The sequence below is a fragment of the Vibrio coralliirubri genome, assembly GCF_024347375.1.
GTDB classification, from domain to species: Bacteria; Pseudomonadota; Gammaproteobacteria; order Enterobacterales; family Vibrionaceae; genus Vibrio; species Vibrio coralliirubri.
In genome coordinates this window covers 1,286,928-1,301,514 of the sequence record NZ_AP025470.1, presented here as the reverse complement: position 1 = coordinate 1,301,514, position 14,587 = coordinate 1,286,928, and the positions used below count along the sequence as shown (strand labels likewise).

Here is a 14,587-nt window from a genome sequence, read left to right as displayed (position 1 = left end):
TCGTCCTTTTACTCTGGTGATACAGTTAAGTTAATGTCTTTCAGTGAGTTCACAATGTCTGGGTCTTTAGGCAACGGATAAGATTGCACTTGTGCCACCGCACGCTTGGTTGCTGCACATAAACGGCTATCGCCATCTAAGATACTCAAGCTACCCAATATCGCATTAGAGCCGGTTGGAATAAGCTTAAGGTTCACTCGACATGAGCGTCCTCGATAGCTGTCTTCTAACAACAGGTTCTGTTGAATCAGTTGGGTATAGATAGCACCGTAACGTTGCGCCTCATCACTAATAAATTGTTGTCTTGCTGAAGAGTTTTGAGTCGCTTCCGTTTCAAGGCCAGCAAAGATATCGTTCAATGCGGCTTCTTGCTGTTTACGCTCTTTTTCTGCTTTTGCTGCAGCTTCTTTTGCCTTACGGGCTTTCTCTGCTGCGGCTGCCGCTTCTTTCTCTTTCGCTATGCGCTGCTTTTCAGCGCGTTCAGCGGCTTCTTTCTCTTTACGAGCTTTGTCTGCTGCCTCTTTCGTGGCTTTTTCTTTTGCCACGCGTTCTTGTTCAGCTTTTGCGATTGCCGCTTCTTTGGCTTTACGCTCGTTCTCGGCTTTCACTAACGCCGCTTCTTTTAGCTTACGGTCAGCTTCTGCTTTAGCGGCTTTCTTTTGCTCTTGCTGTAAACGCGCTTCTTCAGCTTTGCGTTGTTTCTCTTTCTCAACTCGACGCTTTTCAGCTTCACGAGTTGCTTTAGCTTCTTTCGCTTGCTGTTCTTTTAGCTTGCGAATATTTTCTTCTTCAGCTTTACGATTCTTTTCAAGTCGTTCGCTTTCACGTCTCAGTTTGTCTAGACGCTCTTGCTCTTTCTTGCTCGCCGCTTCTCTTTGTTGACGAATCTGTTGAGCTTGCTGACGAACCAACTGAGGATCAATCACCACAGCTTGAACCATCTGACCTGTCGGCTTAGGTTCTGACATCGTGAAATCCGCTCCCCAAATGAGCGCAACGAATAAAATGACGTGCAGCCCAAGAGAAATAAGAAGCGGTGATCTGAAATTATTGGATTTTTTATTATTCGCTTTCATGAATGCTACGGAGCTATTCCCTTATATCCGTTAAAAGGCCAACCTTTGGCACACCTGCACGGCTTAATTCATCAAGTAATAAAACCACTTCAGCGTATGGCGTTGCGGCATCACCACCAACCGCCACTGGAGAGTTTGGCTTCAAAGACAACTCAGCTTTCACTCGGACGATAATATCTTCCATAGATAAGCCACGCTGTACTTCTTCATCATTAACGCTCAAGCCAAGTTCACCGTCTTTGTTCACTTCAACGATGATAAAACTTGCGTTGTCGTCACCAAGTAGGTCTTGTGCCGATTTAGCCGTTGAAGCCTGAGGCAATTCAACGTCAACGCCTTGAGTAACAAACGGCGAAGTCACCATAAAAATGATCAGCAAAACAAGCATAACGTCGATGTAAGGTACAACGTTAATCTCTGCTGTCATTTTGCGTTTTTTAGGTTGGTATCCAGCCATCTATTATTCCCTGCCAGCCATCGCTTGACGGTGAAGAATACTGTGGAACTCTTCAGAGAAAGTCGCGTAGTTGTGCTCTAACTTGCCTACTCGGCTGCTGAAGCGGTTGTACGCCATTACCGCTGGAATCGCAGCAAATAGACCCATTGCTGTTGCGATCAGTGCTTCTGCAATACCAGGGGCAACCATTGCGAGCGTCGCCTGCTTCACTTCACCTAACGCGATGAATGAGTGCATGATGCCCCAAACCGTACCAAATAGGCCGATGTATGGACTGATAGAACCAACAGTCGCCAAGAAAGGTAAGTTAGTTTCTAGTTCATCGACTTCGCGAGCAACGGCAACGCGCATCGCACGGCCAGTGCCTTCCATGATGAAGTCAGGTGATGTTGCATTCGATTTACGAAGGCGAGCGAACTCAGTAAAGCCTGCGTAGAATATTTCTTCAGTACCAGAAAGCTCGTCTTTACGTTTGTTGCTCTCTTGGTACAGTTTTGCAAGATCAACGCCTGACCAAAATTTGTCTTCAAACACTTCTGTTTGTTTAGAAGCTTGAGATAACACTTTACTTCTTTTTATGATCATCGCCCAAGAAACAACAGACATGCCCATAAGAGTCAGCATGACCATCTTAACTAGTAAACTAGCTTCTAAAATTAGGCCTAAGATTGAGATTTCAGCAGTCACTATTCGTTAGCTCCGTAAGAATAAATGTTGGCATTGCCTTTGGTTTCATTTTTTGATTGTCGATACATGCTACCTTAACCATTGCTTTACACAATGCTTTGCCATCAGGATTTACGATCTCTTGACAGAAGACCAAGGTAGCTCGCTTCAACTCGTAAATATTTGTAATGACTTGTAAAGAATCATCAAGACGCGCGCCTTGAATAAAATCAATGTCCATATGTCGGACTACAAAACCGATGTTTTGTTCTAACAATACTTGCTGAGAAACGCCAATTGAGCGCAGCATCTCAGTTCGAGCGCGTTCGAAAAACTTAAGATAGTTTGAATGGTATACAACGCCACCCGCATCGGTGTCTTCGTAATACACTGTCACTGGCCACGTAAATGGCTTAGATAATCCCTGCAATTTGCTACCACAATCCCAAACGATAAAGATCTCACTATAACCTAACTCCTTATCATTAATAGTATATCGCTGTGAATTTTTTGATTTGAGAGACGAAAAAAAAGGCCATCTGTATAAGATGACCTCTTTTTGGCTAAAAACCCAACAAGTATAAAGGTTCACGTTGTTATGAACCTAAATCCTTTGCCTTTTATAGAAGGCGCAGCGTCGTTAGGTAGAGCAAAATTGTGAGTGAAACGTATGGGCTAAACAGTAGCTGCCACATCCAAGCTCTTGGCTTAAATCCGATACCGTAAACCATGCTTGAGCATACTGCCCAAATGAACATTGGCCCGATGATCGCGTTAAAGCCACCGATGCTTGTCGCATACGCTTCAGGATCCCACATAACTAAACCCACATGCATGAAACCCAATACTAGGGATAAGGCTCTAAGCAGAGTCTTATCCATTGGTTGATGCAGCTTAGCAATTTGCTCTGCGAGATTACTCACTGTCTTTGTCCATCATTTCTGAATGCTCTAGCCATAGAGCATTGATGATGCCGAATGCACATGCTAGAAGTACACCCAAAATCCATGCGAAATACCACATAAAATTTCTCCTAAGTTATTTAACTTCTAGCTTAGTAAGCTGAAACGTCGTTATCTTCGATGTGTTTCTTATCTAGACGACCGAACATTTTGTAGTATGTCCAAGTTGTGTAGCCAAGAATCACAGGAACCATTACCGCCGCAACGACAGTCATAAGACCAAGCGTTAGCTCACTTGCTGTTGAATCCCACATAGTCAAGCTTTGGTTAGGGTTCAGGCTTGATGGCATTACGAATGGGAACATTGCAAAACCAGCCGTTAAAATAACACCAGCGTTAGATAGGCTTGAGAACAAGAATGCGAAACCACCACGCTCAAAGCGAGATGCAATCACAGCAAGCAGTGGCATTGCTACACCAAGGATCGGCGCAGCCCACATTGCTGGATAAGTTTCGAAGTTTGTCATCCAAGCACCCACTTGAAGTGATACTTCTTTGTTTAGTGGGTTTGAGTCAGCAAACGTATCGATAGTGCTCGTAATTACATAGCCTTCGATAGATTGAACCCAGAAACCACCAATAACGAATAGAGCAATAGCAATTAGGCCAGTGATCTGAGCAACGTTACGAGCACGAGCGTGCAGCTCTTCTGTTGTCTTCATTTGAAGCCATGTTGCACCTTGCATCACGAACAACATCAGAGCCAACACACCACAAAGCAATGCAAATGGGTTAAGCAGAGCGAAGAACGTACCATGGTACTTAGACATCATAAATTCGTTCAGTTCAAATGGAACACCTTGTAGTAGGTTACCAAATGCCACACCGAAAATGATTGGTGGTACTGCGCCACTAAAGCAAAGTGCGTAGTCCCAAGTTTTGCGCCATTTTGGATCTTCGATCTTTGAACGGTAGTCAAGAGCAAGTGGACGTAACCAAAGTGCAGCTAGCGTTACGTACATTGCGAAGTAAAAACCAGAGAAAGACGTCGCGTAAACCAGTGGCCATGCAGCAAACAATGCACCACCCGCAGTGATAAGCCAAACTTGGTTACCATCCCAGTGAGGGGCAATCGTGTTTAGCATAATACGACGTTCAGTGTCGCTCTTACCGATAACAGGTGACAGAGCGGCAACACCCATATCAAAGCCATCAGTTACGGCGAAACCAACCAGTAGAACACCGATCAATACCCACCAAATAAGTCGTAAGCTTTCGTAATCAAACATAATATTCCCTCACTTATACTTCAACTGAACGGCTAACTTTGTCTTCAACAGAGTTATCGTTTTGTTCGAAGTGGTAACGGCCTGTCTTCAAGCTACTTGGACCTTTACGTGCGAATTTCAGCATTAGGTAAACTTCAGCAATCAAGAACACTGTGTAAAGTGCCAGGATAGCGAATAGAGAAGTCCAAAGCTGTCCAATAGTCAGTGCTGATGCAGCCACGTTAACCGGTAGGATTTCACCAACCGCCCATGGTTGACGACCAAACTCAGCAACGAACCAACCTGCTTCAATCGCAATCCAAGGAAGTGGGATTGAGAATAGCGCAGCTTTAAGTACCCATGGTTTCTGTTCGATTTTCTGACGACACGTTTGAACAAACGCAGCACCGAATACAAACAGCATGATGAAGCCACAAGCAACCATCAGACGGAATGACCAGAATAGAGGCCAAACTGTTGGGATAGAATCATCCGCAGCCATTTGGATTTGGTCTTCTGTTGCATCAACAACGTCGTCTGTGTAGCGCTTAAGAAGTAGACCGTAACCTAGGTCACCTTTCACTTCGTCGAACGCAGCCATGTTTTCTTCAGACTTATCGCCTGCACGTAGCTTTTCAAGCAGCTCGTACGCGTACATACCAGTACGGATACGATCAACGTGGTCATCACGTAGGTCACGTAGGCCCGTTACTTCAGTATCAAGCGAACGCGTTGCGATGATACCCATTACGTAAGGAATTTTAATTGCGTAGTCAGTATCCATTGTTTCTTGGTTTGGAATACCAAAAACAGTAAATGCGGCTGGTGCTTCTTCAGTGTGCCACTCTGCTTCAATAGCTGCTAGCTTCACTTTTTGAACTTCACCAAGCTCGTAACCAGATTCATCACCTAGCACGATTACTGACAGGATCGCCGCCATACCGAAAGATGCTGCAATCGCGAAAGAGCGACGAGCAAAGGCAAGGTCACGACCTTTAAGAATGTAGTATGAGCTGATACCAAGGACGAACATTGCACCCGTTGTGTAACCAGACGCTACTGTGTGTACGAATTTAACCTGTGCTACTGGGTTTAGTACAACTTCAGCGAAGCTCACCATTTCCATACGCATAGTTTCAAAGTTAAATTCCGCACCCACTGGGTTTTGCATCCAGCCGTTAGCTACCAAGATCCAAAGCGCAGAGAAGTTAGAACCAAGTGCTACTAACCAAGTTACCGCTAAGTGTTGACGCTTCGACAATCTGTCCCAACCGAAGAAGAAAAGACCAACAAAAGTAGACTCTAGGAAGAATGCAACAAGCGCTTCGATAGCCAGCGGAGCACCAAAGATGTCGCCAACATAGTGAGAATAGTAAGACCAGTTAGTACCGAACTGGAACTCCATGGTTAAGCCTGTCGCTACACCAAGAGCAAAGTTAATACCAAACAATTTACCCCAGAACTTAGTCATGTCCTTGTAAATTTGCTTGCCAGTCATTACATAAACTGACTCCATAATGGCAAGTAGAAATGCCATACCTAGTGTCAGTGGAACAAATAGGAAGTGATACATCGCTGTAAATGCAAACTGCAATCGCGACAGATCAACAACATCAATCATGGTAACTCCTTTGTGTCGGCTGAATGACACTTGTGTGATTAATCACCGCAAAAATCCATGTTAAAACAATTTGTGTAATTGTTATTACAAATTGAAATTTGTAGCAAAAACGTACCGTTATAGTTAGATTATTGTTAAGCATGAGCTAATATAGCTGGCGCTAATATTACTGGTAAAATCAGTATGTTTCAAAAGGTTTATAGGAGAACCTTGCGTTGATTTGTATCAATTTTATTCGAGCAAATTAGAGTTATTTTTGAACAATCATGATTAAAATCACACCAATTTAGCCTCAGTTAATAACAGCGCATGATATCTGTGACAAAAGCTCAGCACCGCCTCAACATACGAATTACAACTACCTATAAAGTATTAACAAAAAATATGACAACTTATTTCATTTTTTGTTAGCCAAATCAAACCTGCAATCAAAGTTTTCATTTTTGATGACCGCTATTCAGTCTTTTTATCGACTCGCTCAAAGAGTTGTTATTCAGTAAAAAGCAAAAAATCCCAGCGCTTATGCAACTGGGATCTTTAAAAATGAATAATTTAACGATTAGACGGCTTATCTATTCCGAAGTGTAAATAAGCCCTATCGGTCGCGATTCGACCTCTTGGCGTTCTTTGTAGGTAACCTTGTTGAATCAAGTAAGGTTCTAACACATCTTCAATGGTATCTCTCTCTTCACCAATCGCGGCAGCCATGTTGTCGATACCAACCGGACCACCACCAAACTTCTCCATAATCGCCAGCAGAAGCTTTCTATCCATGTAGTCGAAACCTTTAGCATCGACATCCAACATGTTTAGCGCTTTGTCAGCAACCTCTGGACAAATATGTCCGTCCCCTTTTACTTCCGCATAATCACGAACACGGCGCAGTAGACGGTTAGCAATACGTGGCGTACCACGAGCTCGGCGAGCAACTTCTAGCGCCCCTTCGGACTCCATAGAAAGACCAAGGCAATCTGCACTGCGCTGAACGATGTTTTGTAGGTCTTCAACCTTGTAGTACTCAAGACGCTGAGTAATACCGAAACGGTCACGTAACGGCGATGTCAGTGAGCCAGCACGAGTGGTTGCGCCAATCAAAGTAAAAGGAGGAAGGTCGATCTTGATAGATCGTGCCGCTGGGCCTTCACCAATCATGATATCTAATTGGTAGTCTTCCATTGCTGGATACAACACCTCTTCAACCACAGGGCTTAAACGGTGAATCTCATCAATGAACAGGACATCATTTTCTTCAAGATTTGTCAGCAGCGCCGCTAGGTCACCCGCTTTTTCTAGAACAGGGCCCGAAGTCGTACGAATGTTGACATCCATCTCATTGGCAACAATGTTCGCCAACGTGGTTTTACCTAAGCCTGGAGGACCAAATATCAACAGGTGGTCGAGCGCCTCGTTACGCAATTGTGCCGCTTTGATGAAAATCTCCATCTGGCCGCGAACGTGATCCTGACCTTGATAGTCAGCAAGTGCTTTCGGGCGTATTGCACGATCAATGACATCTTCATCTTTGAATACTGGGTTGTCCGGTGCAATAAGGCGATCGGCTTCAATCATAAATTCTGCTATTCCTAACTATGCTCTTGTTGACTCTGCGCTTCTTGACTCTGTGTAAAGGCAAAGTGAATGAGTCTATTTTGTCGAACAAGTATATCGGGTATTAAACCATCGATTTCAGAGCTTCGCGAATCAACTGTTCGCTGGTCATGCCATCTTTAGCCACTTGAGAAACCACCTTAGAAGCTTGAGTCGGCTTGTAGCCTAATGCAAGTAGTGCACTTACCGCTTCTTCTTCCGCGTCGTGAACGGCTGGCATAGAATCAATCGGAGCTGCATCTGTCGCTGGAGTAAATAGGTCACCCGCGCCCCACCCTTTCAGGCGGTCTTTCATTTCAACAACCAGACGTTCAGCGGTTTTCTTACCCACACCCGGAAGTTTAACCAGCGTCGAGATGTCTTCACGCTCAACACTCTGCACAAATTGACTGGCTGTCATGCCAGAAAGAATGCCAAGGCCAAGCTTAGGACCCACACCGTTTGCTTTGATCACTTCACGGAACAGCGCACGCTCTTTAACCGTGTTAAAACCATAAAGTAGCTGCGCATCTTCACGTACAACAAAGTGCGTGTAGATGATTGCCTCTTCGCCCACATTTGGTAATTCATAAAAACAGCTCATTGGCATTTGAACTTCATAGCCAACGCCACTCACTTCGATTAGTAATTCTGGTGGCTGTTTTTCTATTAATGTACCGCGTAGACGTCCGATCACAATTCACTCTCTTGATGGAATATAATTTGAGGGACAGAATATAAAAGAACTGGATGCTTATCCAGTTCTTTGTGTTTATTAGGATGATTTATTTAAGCTTACTTAGCTTGGGAAACCACGCTGTTTAAGCTTTCGACCAGTTCTTTTACTGAGGTGACATGCCCGGTCAGTTCAGAACCATAATTAGCGACTAAACCTGACACGGATTTAGTTTCTGCAACGCTCTGTGCCACTTCTGAACTCGCGAGATCGAGTTCTTTCAATGAGCTCATCTGCATCGCCATAATATTAGTCAGTTGGTTAACGTCGGTCGAGATGGTTTGAACCTCGGAGATAATGCCGTTCATTTCATTGGCCGTGGTTTCAATGATGGCTCTTCCATGTTCCACTTCTTCTTTACTTCGGTCTAATAAGGTTCGAATTTCTATCGCGGAGTGGCTACTTTTCGCCGATAGCTCTCTCACTTGGTCTGCAACTACCGCAAAACCTCGCCCTTGCTCTCCGGCGCGTGCTGCTTCTATTGCTGCGTTAAGAGCTAATAAGTTGGTTTGCTCAGCAACCGAGGTAATCAAATCAGCGACTTTCATGATCTCTTGATTACTTTGAATGATCTGGCTGATTGCACTGGTTGAGGCTTCTAGTGATTCTGAACTCTTCTGCGCTTTGGTTCCGACCGCTTCACTGCGCTCTTTCAGTTCACCCACGAATGAATTGGATTCTTCGATGCCTTGAGTCATTTGATGCAGTTGTTGGCTCATCTGTTCTGCTGCACTCGCCTGAGATTCGCAATTGATGTTCAACACTTCAACTTGAGCATGCAGATCTTGAGACTGCTGATCTAAATGGACAGATACGCCCTGTAAGCTTTCAGAGTTTGAGTTCGCTTGGTCAAGGACAATAGAAAGTCGACCTTCACTTTGCGTCGCTTGATTGGCAATCTGTTGGCTTTCCGAAATCGCATCTTCTGCCATTTCAATCGCCACCTCTTTTTGCTTAGCGGTAAAGGCTTGAGCAATGCAAATCACCACCAGCGGCATGATCACACCAGACCACGTTTCAACCACTATCGCTTCCGGAGTAAGTACTAACTGCGGAAATTCAAAGCCATCAAGATGAGCTGAAGTCATCACCAGTGAAACGCCAATCACTAACCCACTCCATACAAGGGCGACAATCCGAGTTCCTGACAGGAAAAAAGCAACCACTAACAACGGCACCCAATAAGCCTGAGTAGACTCAACCACGCCACCGCTTTGGTAGATGATATTCAGGGCGTGCACCGCCATGCCGACAAAGCCAAAGTTCAATGCCAAGCTAGGCTTTCGGGTAATGCGTAATAAAAGCGCTGAAACTAATTCAAAGGCGATAAGAAATACGGAAGTGGCAACCAGTAATTGCTCTTCATGCTTGGTCCACTTGATGAGGCTGTAGACACCCACGAAGAATGCGATAAAAGTGAAGAGTAATAAGATATCGGCTTGTCTGACTTCGTTGCTATTCCATCCATTACTTTTGGGTAGAAACAGCGCGCGCCACAGCTTGATTGGGTTCATCAGTGATCATCCTTGATTAACTTGTAAGACCTCCGACCAATGTTAATGACATGTTAAATGATACGCAATGTTATTATCTGGGTTCTGTTCGAAAGATCTCATTTCATCAAGGATTTAGGTGAGTATTGTTTTGATATGAGCCAAACGAAGCGTCAGGCTCAAGTAATGCAAGCTTTCAGAAAATAGAGGGATGAGATTAACGGTAACGCCCTTTTCTCGCGCCTGTCGCTTTACCAGCAAGAGCTACCAAGGTTTTATTGGTGTTGGCGTGAGTGATCGCTACGCCTAGAGCATCGGCAGCATCGGCCTGTGGTTTAGCGGGTAACTTAAGCATGCTCATCACCATGTTCTGAACCATAGACTTATCTGCACCACCATTACCTGTCACTGCTTGTTTGATTAGGCGAGCCGCATATTCATGAACGGGCAGATCAGCATTTACCGCTGCCACTATCGCACTGCCACGAGCTTGTCCCAGCTTAAGTGCAGAATCCGCATTCTTCGCCATGAAGACCTGCTCTATCGCAAACACATCCGGCTGAAACTGAGTGATGATTTCGCTCACACCTGCGTAGATTTGTTTGAGTCGGCCCGGCAATTCTTTTTCAGAGGTGCGGATACAACCGCTACCTAAGTAATATAGATGGCGACCATTTTGACGAATCACGCCATAGCCGGTAATACGCGAGCCAGGGTCAATCCCTAAGATAATAGACATAACTTCAATACTGATTATTTATACATGCTTTATGAGCTTAGTATATCGAACGCAAAAAAAAATGCCCGTCAAATTAACGGGCATTTTCTAATTTACTGGCAAGTCTCGGCTAATTAATTAAGAGCTCTCTATCAAGTAGGAGCTCTTCATCAACAAGAAAAGATAACAGGCTTACGCTTGCTCTTTTTTCTCTGCCAATTTAACTGCGATTGCTAGCTCTTCCAGTGATGCTGGGTTCGCTAGGCTTGGCGCGTCTGTTAGTAGACATGCTGCAGCTGTTGTTTTCGGGAATGCGATAACGTCACGGATGTTCTCAGTACCACAAAGCAGCATTGCTAGACGGTCAAGACCGAATGCTAGACCTGCGTGAGGTGGCGTACCGTACTTAAGTGCTTCAAGTAGGAAGCCGAACTTCTCTTGTTGCTCTTGTGCTTCGATACCTAGGATACCAAATACCGCTGTTTGCATTTCTGCGTTGTGAATACGTACAGAACCGCCGCCTACTTCGTAGCCGTTGATTACCATGTCGTATGCATCAGAGTTTGCTGCTGCTGGGTTCGCTTTTAGCTCTTCCGCGTTCACACTTAGTGGTGATGTGAATGGGTGGTGCATTGCGTGTAGGTTACCTTCGCCGTCTTCTTCGAACATTGGGAAGTCAACAACCCACAGTGGAGCCCATGCAGATGTGTCTGTTAGCTCTAGATCCGTACCTAGTTTAAGACGAAGTGCGCCCATTGCTTCAGCAACGATGCCCGCTTTGTCTGCGCCGAACAGAATGATATCGCCAGATTCAGCTTGAGTGCGATCTAGAATACCGTTGATTACGTCTTCGCTTAGGAACTTAGCAACTGGAGATTGAATACCTTCCATGCCTGCAGCACGGTCGTTAACCTTCATCCAAGCTAAGCCTTTCGCGCCGTAGATGTTTACGTGTTCAGCGTAACCGTCGATTTGCTTACGAGTTAGCTTAGCACCACCTGGTACACGGATAACCGCTACGCGACCTTTTTCGTCGTTAGCTGGGCCAGAGAATACTTTGAACTCAACGTCTTTAACCAAGTCAGCAACGTCAACTAGCTCTAGTGGGTTACGTAGGTCTGGCTTATCAGAACCGAAACGACGAATCGCTTCAGAGAAAGGCATTACTGGGAATTGACCTAGTTCAACATCTAGAAGTTCTTTCCACATATCGTGAACAAGCTTCTCAGTCACGTTACGTACTTCTTGAGAAGTCATGAAAGATGTTTCGATATCGATTTGAGTAAATTCAGGCTGACGGTCAGCACGTAAATCTTCATCACGGAAACATTTAACGATTTGGTAGTAACGGTCAAAACCAGACATCATCAGCAGTTGCTTGAACAGCTGAGGAGATTGAGGAAGTGCGTAGAAGCTACCTTTGTGAACACGGCTTGGTACTAGGTAGTCACGAGCACCTTCTGGTGTCGCTTTTGTTAGTACTGGCGTTTCGATGTCTAGGAATAGGTTCTCATCTAGGAAACGACGAACGAAGCTAGAAGCACGTGCACGAAGCTTGATACGGTCGCTCATTTCTGGACGACGAAGATCGATGTAACGGTACTTAAGACGCTGCTCTTCAGAGTTCGTTTGGTTGAAGTCTAGTGGAAGCGCTTCTGAACGGTTGATGATCTCTAGACCAGTCGCGTAAAGTTCTACTTCACCAGTAGCCATGTCTTTATTTACTTGGCTGTCCGGACGAACACGTACTTCACCAGTAAACTTGATACAGAATTCATTACGCAGTTGGTTAGCGATCGGGAAGATATCTTTCATATCTGGATCGACAACAACCTGAACGATGCCTTCACGATCACGCATATCAATAAAGATAAGACCGCCTAAATCACGGCGACGGTTTACCCAGCCGCACAGTTCTACAGTTTGTCCCGCCAGGGACTTGTTCAGGTTACCACAGTAATGGGTACGCATAATGAATTTCCCAATCTCTTAATAATTTACTAATTTCCAAGCTGTAGGTATCAGAATAGCCCTACAGAGCAAAGGATCATTTATACGCGGAAACTCGCTTAAAATCGACCTTCCGCATTCGAATTTATTGTGTTTTATCTGGCTTTGCTGCTTTTTAGCCCATCAAGTGCGCAAAGATTCATCAAAACCGAAAAAATTGCGATAATTATATCTCGAAAGTACCTTAATCAGCAAAACTCTCGTAAAGTAGATTTTCGTTTCAACCCAAAAACTTTTTGTAATGACTGATGGCGTGACGGATAACGGTGTAATAGATGGATGATCGTGTAATAACAACAGAAACTTTACCTCTAAGACTTGGATTAACCATGTGGTCTCACTCTGAGTGGCAAAGTCAGTTCTATGGCAAGGGAACCAAGCCTGCCGAACGCCTAGAAAAGTACACGCAAGTTTTTCATACTGTTGAGGGCAACACGACCTTTTACGCTACGCCAAGTGTGTCTACCGTTCATAATTGGAAAGCCGCCAGTCACGATGATTTCAAGTTCACCTTCAAATTGCCCAAATTCATCACCCACCAGCAGCAACTCAGACACTGCCAAGCAGAGCTCAAAGAGTTCTTGATGACCATGTCGCCACTGCACGACCGCATTGGCCAATGGACGATTCAACTGCCACATAGCTTTGAACCCAGCATGCTGCCTGCCCTACAAAAGTTTTGCACCTTATTCCCAAAAGATATGCTGCTCGGCGTCGAAGTTCGACACTTGGGTTTCTTTGACAAGGGCGATGCGGAAAAACGCTTCAACCAATGGCTGGTTGAGGAAGGCATCAATCGCATCATTATGGACAGCCGCCCCGTTTTCTCTGCGCCACCCACCACAGAAGCGGTGATCGATGCGCATCAGAAAAAACCGCGTGTTCCTGTTCATGCAATTGCGACCGCCAATAACCCAATGATTCGATTTATTGGTCACCCAGACCAAGAACCTAACATTGAGTTTTTTAAGCCTTGGTTTGCCAAAATCCCAAACTGGATCAATGAAGGCAAGCAGCCCTATTTAATGATCCACACCCCAGACAATAACCACGCACCTGAACTTGCGACTGCTATTTATAAGCGGCTACAAAAGCAAGTGTCTGAAAATACGTCATTATTACTGCCCGATCTGGCTCAGTTTCCGGCTCAAAAAGGCAATCATCAAATCTCGATGTTTTAACCCATCATCTATGAGTAGCTACGAACCTTGAGCTAAATCTCAGTTTTCGTGACAGTGGCGCTTTTTTTACGTAAAATACGTCCCCTTTTATTTGGTACGAATTTTGTGCCAATTACGCTGACTGTCGAGAGAAAATGCCATGAGCAACACAGACAATATCTTTTCCGCTCCTATTGATAAAATTGGAGACTTCACCTTTGATGCAAGGGTTGCTGAAGTATTTCCGGATATGATTCAACGTTCGGTGCCTGGCTATAGTAATATCATCTCTGCAATCGGCATGCTGGCTGAGCGCTTTGTAAAGCCACATTCAAATATTTATGACCTTGGCTGCTCGCTTGGTGCTGCGACACTTTCAATGCGTCGTCACATTCAGCAAGAAGGCTGCACGATTTTCGCTATCGATAATTCAGAAGCCATGGTTGAGCGCTGCAAATTGCACGTTAATGCTTACCGCAGTGACACGCCGGTAGAAGTGATTGAAGCCGACATCCGTGAAGTCGAAATCAAAGACGCTTCTGTTGTAGTGCTTAACTTTACGCTGCAATTTCTTTCTCCAGATGATCGATACGCTCTGCTTGAGAAAATTCACGCTGGCCTGCGCCCAGGCGGGATCTTAATCCTGTCAGAAAAATACGTATTCGAAGATGAAAGCTCAAATGAACTGCTTATCGACCTGCACCATGATTTCAAACGTGCTAACGGGTACAGCGAGCTAGAAGTAAGTCAGAAGCGCAGCGCAATTGAAAACGTGATGCGCCCAGATTCGATCCCTGTTCACAGAGAGCGATTTGATAAGATTGGCTTCTCAAGCAGCGAAGTCTGGTTCCAATGTTTCAACTTTGGTTCAATGTTCGCGGTAAAGTAAACAT

The 14,587-nt window shown here is 44.8% G+C and carries 15 protein-coding genes; 2 read left to right on the top strand and 13 right to left on the bottom strand.

Going from position 1 to position 14,587, the window contains the following annotated elements; genetic code table 11:
• Positions 1–8: 8 nt before the first annotated feature.
• The 13 genes from tolA to aspS form a co-directional block, all read right to left on the bottom strand.
• Positions 9–1,076, bottom strand: a complete 1,068-nt coding sequence (gene tolA / locus OCV20_RS06100) for a cell envelope integrity protein TolA (RefSeq protein ID WP_086775341.1) — start codon at positions 1,074–1,076, stop codon at positions 9–11.
• Between the two features lie 13 nt (positions 1,077–1,089).
• Entirely contained in the window at positions 1,090–1,533 is a 444-nt protein-coding gene (tolR, locus tag OCV20_RS06095; protein ID WP_017062072.1) for a protein TolR, read from the bottom strand.
• 3 nt (positions 1,534–1,536) lie between these two features.
• Complete coding sequence (gene tolQ, locus OCV20_RS06090) at positions 1,537–2,220, bottom strand: protein TolQ (RefSeq protein WP_017062073.1); 684 nt, start codon at positions 2,218–2,220, stop codon at positions 1,537–1,539.
• On the bottom strand, positions 2,210–2,653 hold the full coding sequence (ybgC, locus tag OCV20_RS06085) for a tol-pal system-associated acyl-CoA thioesterase (protein ID WP_331250770.1): 444 nt from the start codon (positions 2,651–2,653) through the stop codon (positions 2,210–2,212). Before ybgC ends, tolQ begins: the two co-directional genes overlap by 11 nt.
• Before the next feature lie 166 nt (positions 2,654–2,819).
• Entirely contained in the window at positions 2,820–3,122 is a 303-nt protein-coding gene (gene ybgE / locus OCV20_RS06080) for a cyd operon protein YbgE (RefSeq protein WP_017067532.1), read from the bottom strand.
• A complete protein-coding gene (gene cydX, locus OCV20_RS06075; protein ID WP_000270284.1) occupies positions 3,115–3,222 on the bottom strand; it encodes a cytochrome bd-I oxidase subunit CydX in 108 nt (35 codons plus the stop codon). The genes ybgE and cydX overlap by 8 nt, the downstream gene beginning before the upstream one ends.
• Before the next feature lie 31 nt (positions 3,223–3,253).
• Positions 3,254–4,390: a cytochrome d ubiquinol oxidase subunit II gene (cydB, locus tag OCV20_RS06070; RefSeq protein ID WP_019821033.1), complete on the bottom strand. Its 1,137-nt coding sequence runs from the start codon at positions 4,388–4,390 to the stop codon at positions 3,254–3,256.
• A gap of 13 nt (positions 4,391–4,403) precedes the next feature.
• Entirely contained in the window at positions 4,404–5,990 is a 1,587-nt protein-coding gene (cydA, locus tag OCV20_RS06065; protein ID WP_048616295.1) for a cytochrome ubiquinol oxidase subunit I, read from the bottom strand.
• Positions 5,991–6,542: 552 nt separating this feature from the next.
• Positions 6,543–7,559 carry a Holliday junction branch migration DNA helicase RuvB gene (gene ruvB / locus OCV20_RS06060; protein WP_017062078.1) on the bottom strand — a complete coding sequence of 339 codons (1,017 nt, stop codon included), beginning with the start codon at positions 7,557–7,559 and terminating at the stop codon, positions 6,543–6,545.
• 103 nt (positions 7,560–7,662) lie between these two features.
• A complete protein-coding gene (gene ruvA / locus OCV20_RS06055; RefSeq protein WP_050621822.1) occupies positions 7,663–8,274 on the bottom strand; it encodes a Holliday junction branch migration protein RuvA in 612 nt (203 codons plus the stop codon).
• A gap of 98 nt (positions 8,275–8,372) precedes the next feature.
• Positions 8,373–9,827 carry a methyl-accepting chemotaxis protein gene (locus OCV20_RS06050; RefSeq protein ID WP_086775340.1) on the bottom strand — a complete coding sequence of 485 codons (1,455 nt, stop codon included), beginning with the start codon at positions 9,825–9,827 and terminating at the stop codon, positions 8,373–8,375.
• Between the two features lie 196 nt (positions 9,828–10,023).
• The gene (gene ruvC, locus OCV20_RS06045) at positions 10,024–10,545 is read right to left on the bottom strand and encodes a crossover junction endodeoxyribonuclease RuvC (protein WP_004736470.1); all 522 of its coding nucleotides are present in this window, start codon (positions 10,543–10,545) and stop codon (positions 10,024–10,026) included.
• Between the two features lie 171 nt (positions 10,546–10,716).
• A complete protein-coding gene (aspS, locus tag OCV20_RS06040; RefSeq protein ID WP_086775339.1) occupies positions 10,717–12,495 on the bottom strand; it encodes an aspartate--tRNA ligase in 1,779 nt (592 codons plus the stop codon).
• A gap of 314 nt (positions 12,496–12,809) precedes the next feature.
• Between aspS and OCV20_RS06035 the strand changes: the two genes are divergently transcribed.
• Both OCV20_RS06035 and cmoA read left to right on the top strand, forming a co-directional pair.
• The gene (locus OCV20_RS06035; protein ID WP_086775338.1) at positions 12,810–13,715 is read left to right on the top strand and encodes a DUF72 domain-containing protein; all 906 of its coding nucleotides are present in this window, start codon (positions 12,810–12,812) and stop codon (positions 13,713–13,715) included.
• Between the two features lie 139 nt (positions 13,716–13,854).
• Complete coding sequence (gene cmoA / locus OCV20_RS06030; RefSeq protein ID WP_086775337.1) at positions 13,855–14,583, top strand: carboxy-S-adenosyl-L-methionine synthase CmoA; 729 nt, start codon at positions 13,855–13,857, stop codon at positions 14,581–14,583.
• Positions 14,584–14,587 lie beyond the last annotated feature (4 nt).